General features: G+C 38.3%; 13 protein-coding genes. 12 read left to right on the forward strand and 1 reads right to left on the reverse strand.

Annotated elements, in window-relative coordinates; translation table 11 throughout:
- Positions 1 to 36: 36 nt before the first annotated feature.
- The 3 genes from NIT04_RS06585 to NIT04_RS06595 all read left to right on the forward strand — a co-directional run bounded on the left by NIT04_RS06585 (position 37) and on the right by NIT04_RS06595 (position 2,243).
- Entirely contained in the window at positions 37 to 1,143 is a 1,107-nt protein-coding gene (locus tag NIT04_RS06585; protein WP_252502772.1) for a stage II sporulation protein P, read from the forward strand.
- A gap of 105 nt (positions 1,144 to 1,248) precedes the next feature.
- Positions 1,249 to 1,575 carry a four-helix bundle copper-binding protein gene (locus tag NIT04_RS06590; protein WP_252502773.1) on the forward strand — a complete coding sequence of 109 codons (327 nt, stop codon included), beginning with the start codon at positions 1,249 to 1,251 and terminating at the stop codon, positions 1,573 to 1,575.
- Positions 1,576 to 1,676: 101 nt separating this feature from the next.
- A complete protein-coding gene (locus NIT04_RS06595) occupies positions 1,677 to 2,243 on the forward strand; it encodes a YdhK family protein (RefSeq protein ID WP_252502774.1) in 567 nt (188 codons plus the stop codon).
- 200 nt (positions 2,244 to 2,443) lie between these two features.
- Here NIT04_RS06595 and NIT04_RS06600 read toward each other — a convergent pair whose 3' ends face one another.
- Complete coding sequence (locus tag NIT04_RS06600; protein WP_252502775.1) at positions 2,444 to 2,998, reverse strand: TVP38/TMEM64 family protein; 555 nt, start codon at positions 2,996 to 2,998, stop codon at positions 2,444 to 2,446.
- 871 nt (positions 2,999 to 3,869) lie between these two features.
- Between NIT04_RS06600 and NIT04_RS06605 the strand changes: the two genes are divergently transcribed.
- From NIT04_RS06605 to NIT04_RS06645, 9 genes are all read left to right on the forward strand, one after another.
- Entirely contained in the window at positions 3,870 to 4,766 is an 897-nt protein-coding gene (locus NIT04_RS06605; RefSeq protein ID WP_252502776.1) for a DUF6744 family protein, read from the forward strand.
- 55 nt (positions 4,767 to 4,821) lie between these two features.
- The gene (locus NIT04_RS06610; protein WP_252502777.1) at positions 4,822 to 4,959 is read left to right on the forward strand and encodes a hypothetical protein; all 138 of its coding nucleotides are present in this window, start codon (positions 4,822 to 4,824) and stop codon (positions 4,957 to 4,959) included.
- 90 nt (positions 4,960 to 5,049) lie between these two features.
- Entirely contained in the window at positions 5,050 to 6,174 is a 1,125-nt protein-coding gene (locus NIT04_RS06615) for an AAA family ATPase (RefSeq protein ID WP_252502778.1), read from the forward strand.
- A gap of 116 nt (positions 6,175 to 6,290) precedes the next feature.
- Positions 6,291 to 7,730, forward strand: a complete 1,440-nt coding sequence (locus tag NIT04_RS06620; RefSeq protein ID WP_252503210.1) for a VWA domain-containing protein — start codon at positions 6,291 to 6,293, stop codon at positions 7,728 to 7,730.
- A 520-nt stretch (positions 7,731 to 8,250) separates the two neighbouring features.
- Positions 8,251 to 8,556, forward strand: a complete 306-nt coding sequence (arsR, locus tag NIT04_RS06625; RefSeq protein ID WP_252502779.1) for an arsenical resistance operon transcriptional regulator ArsR — start codon at positions 8,251 to 8,253, stop codon at positions 8,554 to 8,556.
- 60 nt (positions 8,557 to 8,616) lie between these two features.
- The gene (locus NIT04_RS06630) at positions 8,617 to 9,045 is read left to right on the forward strand and encodes an ArsI/CadI family heavy metal resistance metalloenzyme (protein ID WP_252502780.1); all 429 of its coding nucleotides are present in this window, start codon (positions 8,617 to 8,619) and stop codon (positions 9,043 to 9,045) included.
- Between the two features lie 35 nt (positions 9,046 to 9,080).
- On the forward strand, positions 9,081 to 10,376 hold the full coding sequence (locus tag NIT04_RS06635) for an arsenic transporter (RefSeq protein WP_252502781.1): 1,296 nt from the start codon (positions 9,081 to 9,083) through the stop codon (positions 10,374 to 10,376).
- Positions 10,377 to 10,389: 13 nt separating this feature from the next.
- Entirely contained in the window at positions 10,390 to 10,791 is a 402-nt protein-coding gene (gene arsC, locus NIT04_RS06640) for an arsenate reductase (thioredoxin) (RefSeq protein WP_252502782.1), read from the forward strand.
- 213 nt (positions 10,792 to 11,004) lie between these two features.
- A complete protein-coding gene (locus tag NIT04_RS06645) occupies positions 11,005 to 11,205 on the forward strand; it encodes a hypothetical protein (RefSeq protein ID WP_252502783.1) in 201 nt (66 codons plus the stop codon).
- The last annotated feature ends 315 nt before the right edge of the window (positions 11,206 to 11,520 follow it).

An 11,520-nucleotide genomic window follows, 5' to 3' on the forward strand; every position in this document is an offset into this window, starting at 1 on the left:
GAAAAAATTTCATTCTATCTAAAGGTAGGCCAAATAATGCTTCCAAAAATCAAGCCATATTCAAAGAATAAGAATAAGAATAAGAAGAAAAAGAAAAAGTCCTTGCTCGCTGTTCTTTTATATTTTGCAATTGTATTATTTTTTATTTGGTTACTAATCGTTTCTATGCTTGCTTTATATATTCGGAAAGATGAAAACAAAGAAAATCCCGCGTCTGGAAGTGACTCTTCTTTTTCAAACTTTGAGATGGAAACGTTAGACAATCATTCAGGTATTCCGAATCCAGTTACAGAATTCAACATGTCTATTAATAGCACACCAGATGAAAAAATTATGAAGAGTAAAGAGCAACAACCAGATAGAGATGAATTCAAACCGCTCATGAAGGATCTTTTGAAAGATGGTGAGCTTACATTTAAGAATCTTGATGCTATCTTTGCGAATATGAAATCTCCCAAAATGATTCCTAAAGATTCAATACACTCGACTTTCGGCAGAGATGTTATTTTTATTTATCACACACATAACAGGGAATCCTTCTTACCGTATTTAAAAGACAGAAATAAACCGGAAGGAGCTTATCACTCAAAAGCGAATATGACATTGGTTGGTGAAATGCTTGGCAAAGCATTGGAAAGAAGAGGAGTAGGAACGAAAGTGGATTCAACTGATATTGTCCAAGAACTAAGTTTGCGAGGATTAGACTATAATAGTTCTTATCAGCTTTCAGGAGAAATAGTTAGGACAGCGCGGGGCGAAAATAAAGATTTAGATATTTTCTTAGACTTACATCGTGATTCATTGCGGAAAGATTCTACCACCATAAAAATAAATGGGGAAAACTATGCCCGGCTATTGTTCGTTGTGGGAACTGGACATGAAGATTACACAAAGAATCTTTCTTTTGCTGAGGAAGTGCATAATGTTCTTTCAAAGCAGTATCCCAGTTTGTCAAAAGGAATATTGAAAAAGGACAAAAGCCAAGGTAATGGGGTATATAACCAAGATCTTTCTCCGAATTCTATTATTGTAGAAATTGGCGGTGTCGATAATACGGTAGAGGAATTACAGCGAACTGTTGAAGCACTTGCGGATGTGTTAAGCGAATATTATTGGCACGGGAAAAGCAATTTGGTTGAATAACATATCGTGGAAATAAGGACTTTTTAAGGAGATGCTCACTTTCTGTTTAATTAATTTCATCAGGGGAAGAAATAACACTGAATGAAAAACTCAGGAGGTAAGTTTATGAATACAAATTACGCAGAAACCCTAAAAGTAATACTAGAATGCCTAGAGGAATGTAATAATTGTTTTGATGCATGCTTAAAAGAAGAAGATGTTAAGATGATGGCTGAATGTATACGCTTGGATCGTGAATGTGCCGATGTTTGTGCATTCGCTGCACAGGCAATAACTCGTAACAGTCCATTTACTAATCAGATTTTAGAACTTTGTGCAGATGTCTGCGACCGTTGCGCGGAAGAGTGTGCTAAACATGACGAGGATCATTGCAAACGCTGTGCTGAATCTTGCCGAAGATGTGCCGAAGCATGCCGTCAAGCGGTGGCTTAAGCATACTGAAAAAACTTCATCGTAGGAGCTATCCCGAGAAACTAAAACGGTTTCTTGGAATAGCTTCTTTCATAAATATGTTAAATTAGAGGTGTATTCAAATGAAGAAGCATTTACTTCTTTTAGGTCTCGCGGTAGTCATTGGTTTAAGTGGATGTGGGAATAACACGACCAATGAGAAAAACACAGACGTCAATAATGAACCGAAACAGGAAGATATGGAAATGGAGATGCACCACCATTCCAGCTCAGGTGAAGTTCCGGCAAACTTAAAAGTAGCGGAAAATCCAACCTTTGAAGTAGGAAGTGAAGCAATTATTGAAACTGGTCATATGAAAGGAATGAAAGGTGCCGTAGCAACAATTGTAGGTGCTTATGATACTACTGCTTACGCTGTTTCATATACGCCGGTAACTGGTGGAGAAAGAGTGGAAAATCATAAATGGGTTATCCAAGAAGAGATTGAGGATGCTGATGGTAAAACTCTTGAACCAGGAGCTGAGGTCACCTTAGAGGCAGACCATATGAAAGGGATGAAAGGGGCATTAGCTGAAATTGATTCAGCTGAAAAAACTACTGTATACATGATCGATTTTACTCCGACTACCGGTGGTGAAGAAGTAACTAATCATAAATGGGTTACCGAAAGTGAACTATCTGCGAAATGAAAGCTTGAGTAAAACGAATCCGCATCATTGTTATTTTAATTTTATTTTGGTATCCATATAGACTGAAAAGAGCTAAATCCGCGTGGTTTAGCTCTTTTCATGTACGCCAAACATGGATGTAGAGGGCAAGTCGCGATTTGGTATGCCATCGGACTTTCTGTCTAAAGAGGGAATAGTCCATTATCTTATGTTGTCTAGGTTTATTGACTCCACTTTCGCTTTAATTTTTTCCCTATTAAAAATAGTGCGAGTACATAGAGAGCAACGATAAATATAGTATCCCAATTGCCTGCTGCTATTTGATGACCTGTAAGTGAAAAGGCTAGTATGATTGGTAGCTTGCCTAAAAATGTTGCAGCGATAAAAGCACCGAGATTTACATTAGATATGCCTGCAATTAAATTAATACCCGCAGAAGGTAAAACCGGAATGATGCGACCGAGCAGTACAGCTAAAAATCCGTTTTTTTCAATTAAAGCAAGGTATCTCGTTAAAAACTGCCTCTTTGTTAAATATTTTAGTGCGACATGGCGCAGTAAGCTTTTACTTAAGAGAAATAAAAAGAAGGAACCGAGCGTTGTCCCGAGCATGTTAATTGCAAGACCAGGAAAAAACGCATGATTACTTGCAATGAATGCAGCTATTACAGGAATTGGCGCAAAGGGAATCATTGATACGAGTACCATCAAAAAAAATTGATAAAGCCATGCGAACGGTCTTTCATTTTGTACAATGTCTAAAAAAAATTGATCCATAATAGTTCCTTTAAGTCATTTTAGCTATAGTATATCTGATTTAATACGGCCAATCGAGATTCCCGCATTTTTTCATGGAAGTGTTGTTCATCCCAGATACAAAATACATAGAAGGTTCAAATGTAGCGACTATGGTCAGCTTTTTTAAAAAGTGAGCAACTTTGTAATTTAGTAATAGCTATTTCTTCATTTAACCAATGGCGTGTATTCCATTGAGTTTGCGAGAAATAGTAATGTAGCCGCAAGAGAAGCAGTACTTTTCTCCGGATATTAATAACACCTTTTTTACGTATAAAAGCTCTTTCATAACAATCTAGGTGAATGCCGTTTCTTATATTGGAACCAACCACCAATAATATCAACATCTTCAATCTCTTTAAATCCTTAGCCTGAAACGATATTCTAAATCAGTAAGTAATACGCGACCATTAATCGACATATTTGCGAAGCGTAGCAGATTTTGATAATCTAGTAACATATTTCTAATGTATTTAAGTCACTGTTTAATTAGTGAAGCCGTTACACTTTTCAAAATTTTGGAAAGAGAATCGGCATAAATTTGTTAGCCTTCATATCTTCTATTGGGAAGAGGGAATTAGGCAGACTGTTTTGTCAAAAATGTGCCGTAACGCAGACTACCATACATTATTTACGCAATTAGCTTGATATATATTAAAAGTCGATTGAGTCCTCTGGGATGAAATCGGCTTTTTTTGTTTTATTAACAAGTCGGATGTAAGGAGATGATCAGTCGGCTGGTTGGAATATGAAATGTAAACAAGGGTTAATCAAAACGCATCTTTTTTAGCTGAAAGCTAAGTAGATGCGTTTTTGTATCTATAAAAATAATATAGGAAGGAAGTTGATTAGCATGTCAATCAATCTTGAGAACATGACAGCTGTCCAAAATGAAAACCATGAGGGAGTACTTGGTCATCTCATGTGGTTTAGTGTAGGGAAACAATTGATAAAAACAGCAGACTTAAAAGAACGTCTTATTCAGTCGGGTTTGGATGAAGAGTGGATGCCAAATGCCATTCGGTCAGCTGATGCTTTCCGACGGGCCACAAAAGAGATTGAAACACGAAAAGCCACTTCACAGACGGGAGTATCTGAGAATTATCTGATCCGGGAGGTTTTTTCGGATAAGGATCATGTGCAACGGAATATTGTTGTTGAATCTGTGAATCAGGCCGGAAAGAGGCTTGATTATAACAGCAGAGCCGGTGTAATTACGTTAGACAAGAAGAATGAGTCAATCACATTTCTATACGAGAATGAGACGGCTAAAGAGCTTTGCATAGAAGCTGAGCAGAAATTCAATATCTATAAGGATAATTATTCAGCCCAGCAATTGAGGGTGATGGTCAATAAAATTCTACAGTCTCTTGCGCCTACACCTGTGCGTCCACATGGAGGAATATACTTCGTTCCAGATTCGCACACCGAAGGATTGGCGAAGTTGGTTAAATTCACATCTTCCCTCGAAAATAGCGAAGGGTTTAAGATTCCAGTCGTCAATACATTCGATAATCGGAATATGGTTAATGCGAAATTGAATGAGCATTTGGAATCCATTTTAAACGACTGTAAAACAAGCGGAAGTCTGAGAAAAGGGCAAGTGAAAGAGATCATTGAAAATGCGAACTCTGTCATCTCGAACTATAAAAACTATAAAGGAATCGTTCAAGACGAAGCAGTGCAGCTTGAACAGAAAATCATGAAGATCCGTTCTGAAATTACTCGAATGGTCACGGATTTATCTTAAAAAGGGGGGATTAAAATGCCTGAATTCTTTCAGACGATGATGGGTAGGAAATTTTATGCAAAAGGATGTAGCAGTTATAGTTGAACACTTAAAGAAAATCTCCAATGAATTGGAACGTGCGAATGAACTTAAAGAACGTGAGTTGCAATTAAAAGAACAGGAATTACTTGTTTTATCTACTTGTAATAAATGAGCATGGATGAATCAAAGGAAGCGTGGATTGGGAAATCAATTCTGCTTCCTTTTCCATTGTAAAAGAAGAAAATGAAGGGATGGATTATCAATGACGAATAACTTTTCAAAGCTAGAGGAAATCAAAAATGCGTTGAATGCAAAATTCTTCGAAAGAGAAGATGAAGTGGAAGCTATCTTAATCGCCCTATTGTCACGGCAGCACATGTTGATGATTGGTCCAGCTGGTACTGCAAAATCTGCATTATCAGTAGAACTCGCAAAGATAGTGCAAGGCACAGAATACTTCCAGTGGCTACTGACAAGGTTCAGTACTCCCGAAGAAGTATTCGGTCCGTTATCACTAAAGGACCTTGAAAAGGGTGTGTACAAGCGTAATACAGCATGCAAAATGCCAGAGGCGAATCTCGTTTTCCTAGATGAAATCTTCAAAGCGAACAGCGCTATCTTAAACAGTCTTTTGACGCTAATTAATGAAAGGCTCTTCTATAATAACGGATCGCCCGTCAAGGTTCCTTTGATGTCTGTCATCGGTGCCTCGAATGAGTATCCAGAAGAGGGGGAGGGACTGGAAGCCCTTTTCGACAGGTTCCTATTGCGGTTTGAAATTGACTATATTGCGGATGAAACGAATTTTATTTCCATGATGAAAGGGGATGGACAACATCAAGCTATGCCGTCCATGACAATGGAAGAATTGGTGCAACTACAGTTCTTCACTGACATGGTAGCCATTCCTGATGAAGTCTACGAGACCTTGTCCAAAATCCGCATGGAATTAAGGGATGAAGGGATTCGTCCCTCGGATAGGCGTTTCAAGCAATCATTAAGTGTCCTACGGGCGAAGGCATTAATCAATCAGCGGCAATTTGTAAAGGTTGACGATATTGTCATTCTTGAAAATGCTCTTTGGGAAACGGTTAATCAGAAAGATACGGTATCCCTTATTGTCCGTAGTCATGCTCAAGACGTCGTGACAAGGGCTATTGAAATCATTCAGAACGAGGCTCAGGAAGTGTTTAATTCCATGTTGAAAGATAATTCAACCGATGCTGGAATGGAAGCTACTCAGAAACTGAAAGCTTTGGTTGCTGATTTGAATAAGCTCTCAAAACATAATCAGAGTCGGGAAGCTGACATTGATCCAGTTCTGAATCAATTAAAATCCATGCAGCAGGAAATATTGGACAGCATCTTGGAACCAATAGACTTTTAAGCCTCTTATTAATAGAAGAGATAAGATGCCGTATTAAAAAGCTGAAGGAAGTAAATTAGATGTCGAGGGGATTCCTTCGGCATCTTTTAATTATCTGAAGGGAAGTGTTCAATGTGATGGGAATGACAACAAGCATAGAAAACCGTTCGGTATTAAATACTGACGCGTTTGACAAAAGACGTTTTAATGAGATTTATAGCATGTCTCAAGGAATACAGAAGGTAAGGGATGAAGGGGAGTTGCCAACATTCGAACCTTTATTGGCTGACATATGGGCCTCCTTATATAAGATGAAACCGGAAATTAAGGAAGAAGAGGTTTCTGGCGATCTCAAAGTCAATAAATCATTGATGGAGAGAATCATGGCGGATGAGTCATTCGAAAACTATCGTAGCTTCACCCGATTGGATGATTTATCGTCAGCCATCGGCACTTTGAAATTTGGAGAGAAGACGAATCAATGGTTGACTGACCAAAAAATGCAAGATAGTGAACTTCGAAAAAAGATGCAGGAAATTCAAGCGATGCAAAGGCAACTTGAAAAACAGGAACAGCAAAGAGGGGAAGGAAACGGAAATGAACAGTTGCAGTCCGATCTTTCGCAAGCGATGGCTGGTTTAGACAGTCAGATACAACAATCACTTCAAAATAATAGCCATAGCTTTTCGAATCGTATGTCCCAAGCTGCACGAGAAACAAGACAAGCGAAAGCAGACTTGAAATCATTGATGGGTGGCATTGGTTCGGGGAGCGGAGAAGCCGAATTGAAGAGAGTACCACTTCGCGACCAAATATCCTTGGCTGAAAAAGTTGCCACAGATAAACGTTTGATGGAAATCGCGGATTGGGCTGGTCGGTTTAAAAGAATAGCGACTAAAAAGCAGAAATCGAAATTTAACGAAGGAATCGAGATGGAAGGTGTTATAACTGGGGATATTATTGAGAAGTTACTGCCAATTGAATTGGGTTTGTATAAACATCCAACAACCAAAATAGATTTCTTGCGGCGGTTTTCTGAGAGACAAACGATGATGTTCGAGCAAAACGGGAAAGACGCACTTGGCAAAGGTCCTATCGTTCTCTGTCTTGACCAGTCGGGAAGCATGCGTAAACGTGACTCTCAATCTAAAGGATTTGCGCTTGCGTTATTATCCATTGCCAAAAAGCAGAAAAGAGATTTTTGTTTGGTCTTGTTTTCCACTCGCACTGTTGTAAAAGTATATGAGAAAGGTAAAATAAAAGCCGCAGACTTGATTGAATTAGCACAAACATTTTTAAGTGGAGGAACGGATTTCAACCTACCGCTAACTAAAGCAGTTTCGATTATCGAGACCAGCAAATTCAAGAAATCTGATCTCATTTTTATAACAGACGGAGAGGACAGCCTAAAAGATTCGTTTATCAAATCGTTTATTTGGAAGAAGGAGAAAATGGATTTTAATGTACTTTCTCTTGTGTTGGGGAACAATGCAGAGACAGTTCAGCATTTTTCTGATGAAGTTATACTGATTACTGCTTTGAATGACGAAGGTAGCTTCAAAGCCTTTACTATATGAGAATAACCTTGACAGAGTGAAAGCTGTTCATTATTGGTTATGGGTACGTTTCCATGGGGAGTAAACATTCAATAACAATCTATTCGGAGACACAATTCACTTATGAATTAGTGTCTCCTTTTTTGTTACTACATCAATACTTCAATGGATATAATACATTAGTTAGCACATCAATTTGCAAACAAATTGGAGACGCTAAATAAATTTATGCTGTGTTGTAAGATTTGTGGCGAAATAAAGTTAAATATTGTGAAAGTTTTCACTTAAACTAACGGGTTAGTTGAAGAGTGATGAATAACTTGTGTTCAACAATCGGACCATAATTTCCTAACTTTAATACAGGAAAATTGAGCTTTTTATCTTGGAATTTCTTCAACGAGGTAAATTGCTTTTTCTGCGTATACCCATGCCGTTTTTAATAAATCAAAAAAAGTTGATTTAGTAGTTGCATAAACAGACCGATTTCGCATATACTTTTAACATCAAAAAAAATTGATGAAAGGTAAGTGTATATACTGAAATGACAAATCAATTTGGGCAATATGAAATGAAGTTTAAAGCCTTAGCCGATCAAAAGCGACTAGAAATCATGTATGAACTCTGCCAAAGAGGACAAAGTTGTGTATGTGATCTAACGGAAATATTCGACATGTCCCAATCAAAATTGTCTTATCACCTTAAAATCCTACTGGATGCAAACCTGATAACGAAGGAAACAAAAGGAACATGGAACTATTATGATTTGAACGATGAAGAAGTAAACAATTTACTGTCCGAAGAACTGTGTTGCGTATTTAGAAAGACTGGAAAAGGAAGCTGCTGCTAAATTTTTTTAGGGATTAAATCAATTTTTTTTGATATACCAAAACCTTGGGAGGAATTGTTCATGAAATATGTTCATGTTGGCGTTAACGTTACGAATCTAGAGGAATCCATTGCGTTTTACCAAAAGGTATTTGGAGCAGAACCAGTTAAAGTAAAAGCTGATTATGCAAAATTTCTGCTTGAAAGTCCTGGGCTGAATTTTACACTGAATGTTCGCGATGAAGTAAAGGGGAATCAGGTCAATCATTTCGGTTTTCAAGTGGAAACGAGCGAAGAAATTACAGCTCATAAGGAAAGACTCGAAAAAGAAGGATTCTTTGCACGCGATGAGATGGATACAACGTGCTGTTATGCCGTGCAGGATAAATTCTGGGTAACAGATCCAGACGGAAATGAGTGGGAGTTTTTCTATACGAAAGCTGACAGCGATGTCCATAAGATAGAATCGGCTTGCTGTGTGGCTGGAGATGTAAGCAATTCCTGCTGCTAAGAAGAAGCACATCGTGAATTAATGGAGGTTTAATAGTGATTACAGCAATATTAGCAACAATAATTTTTGTAGCAACACTTATTCTTGTCATCTGGCAGCCAAAAGGGTTGAATATCGGTTGGTCTGCTATTGGTGGAGCCGTATTAGCCTTACTGGTAGGAGTCGTCGATTTTGGCGATGTCAACGAAGTAATCGGTATTACTTGGAATGCAACCTTATCTTTTGTGGCAATTATCATCATTTCATTAATACTAGATGAGATTGGATTATTTGAATGGGCAGCACTTCATATGGCGAGGGTTGCCAACGGCAATGGCATCAAAATGTTTGTTTATGTGAGTATTTTGGGAGCCATCGTTGCTGCATTGTTTGCCAACGATGGAGCTGCCTTAATCCTGACGCCTATCGTGTTAGCAATGGTTCGTAATTTGCAGTTTACAGAGAAAATGATCTTTCCATTCATTATGGCGAGTGGATTTATTGCAGATACGACGTCCCTTCCGTTCGTTGTCAGTAACTTAGTCAACATTGTATCGGCTGATTTCTTCAATATCGGGTTCGTGGAGTATGCTTCAAGAATGATCATCCCGAACCTTTTCTCGCTTATCGCAACGATTACGATCCTATTACTTTATTTTAAACGAAGTATTCCAGGTTCGTATGACCTATCTAAATTAAGAACGCCAGCAGAAGCCATCAGGGACATCAAAATGTTTCGACTTTCCTGGTATGTGCTTGGGGTATTGCTGATTGGCTACTTTTCAAGCGAATTCACCCAAATCCCCGTTTCATTTGTTGCAGGGGGCATTGCCATCTTCTTTTTATTGATGGCAAGAAGAAGCAGTGCCGTTAGTACAAAAACAGTTGTAAAAGGTGCACCGTGGAATATCGTGTTTTTCTCGATCGGGATGTATGTGGTCGTGTATGGTTTAGGAAATGCATGGCTAACGGATTCCTTGGCAAGCGTCATTCAGGCAACTGCCGAACAGGGATTGTTTGCTGCAACGATTGGAATGGGCTTTATTGCAGCCTTTCTATCATCGATCATGAATAACATGCCAACTGTCATGATTGATGCATTAGCGATTGCTGAAACCAATACCTCTGGTACCATTCGGGAAGCTCTTATTTATGCGAATGTCATTGGATCTGACCTAGGTCCCAAAATTACACCCATCGGCTCTTTGGCAACCTTGGTGTGGTTACATGTTCTATCCCAAAAAGGTGTCAAGATTTCATGGGGAACTTATTTTAAAACAGGTATTGTGTTAACCATCCCAATCCTATTTATCACATTACTCGGGCTCTATCTATCATTACTACTTTACTAAAGGAGAATTAGTTATGTCGAAAAAATCAATTTATTTCTTGTGTACAGGTAATTCTTGCAGAAGCCAGATGGCAGAAGGCTGGGCAAAAAAAATATTGGGCGAAGAATGGGAAGTTAAAAGTGCAGGAATCGAAGCTCACGGCTTAAATCCCAGTGCTGTTAAGGCTATGAAAGAAGCTGGTATTGATATATCGAGCCAAACATCAGACATTATTGAACCTGAAATCTTAAACAATGCGGATTTAGTGGTGACATTGTGTGGCGATGCAGCCGACAAATGTCCAATGACACCACCACATGTGAAGCGTGATCACTGGGGATTCGATGATCCAGCAGGAAAAGACTGGTCCGAATTTCAGCGTGTTCGTGACGAAATTGGTGAACGAATTAAGCGATTTGGTGAAACAGGGAAATAAGAAGAACCTTGCTTAAACAAATACAACGGTGATCTTCTAAAGTTATTTAATAAAATAAATATTTTTTGCAATTCCATCATTGGATGCAATCGTTGAATCAGCTTTACTTTTCTACTTCAACTAACGAGTGCTTTAGTTGAAGAAGATCTTTGCTACTCAAGGTGTACTATAATAAAATAGAAGGAATAAAAAAGCTGTAGTGGGGTGTTTACATTGGCTGAAATAATTCCTTTTAAGACAAAGCAACAGATTGAAACGGAGAAGGCGAAAAAAACTATCCGTGAATGGGAAAATTACTTAGAGTGGGAAGATGCTAACTGGCATAATGTTATAAATAGAGCTGATGAAGTCACGGAATTATCAAAAGAAGAGAAGGATTGGCTGAATGACTGGTTGGAGAAGAACGATAATTAGTTGAAGTTTTTTTATGGTTATTAAAGATAGAGAGAAGTTCAGCGTGGATCGGATTTGTTTAAACGCAACACAAATACAACACAAGATAGTTGTAAATGCCGTAACAACAACGTTTCTCGGCGTATATTTACGTCCTCCTGGGACGTTTTTGTTCTAAAATGAACAAGGTTAGAAATAAGAAGGTGGCCGCAAACGCTGATTTAACAGCGTTTGTGGCCATTCTTTATTTATAGGATTGTTCTATTCACTTACTTGACCAGAGTATACGCAGTGAAATATAAACCAAAGAAATGAGACGAGCCTTTTGATATTTTT

The sequence above is a fragment of the Sporosarcina sp. Marseille-Q4943 genome (assembly GCF_943736995.1).
GTDB lineage: Bacteria > Bacillota > Bacilli > Bacillales_A > Planococcaceae > Sporosarcina.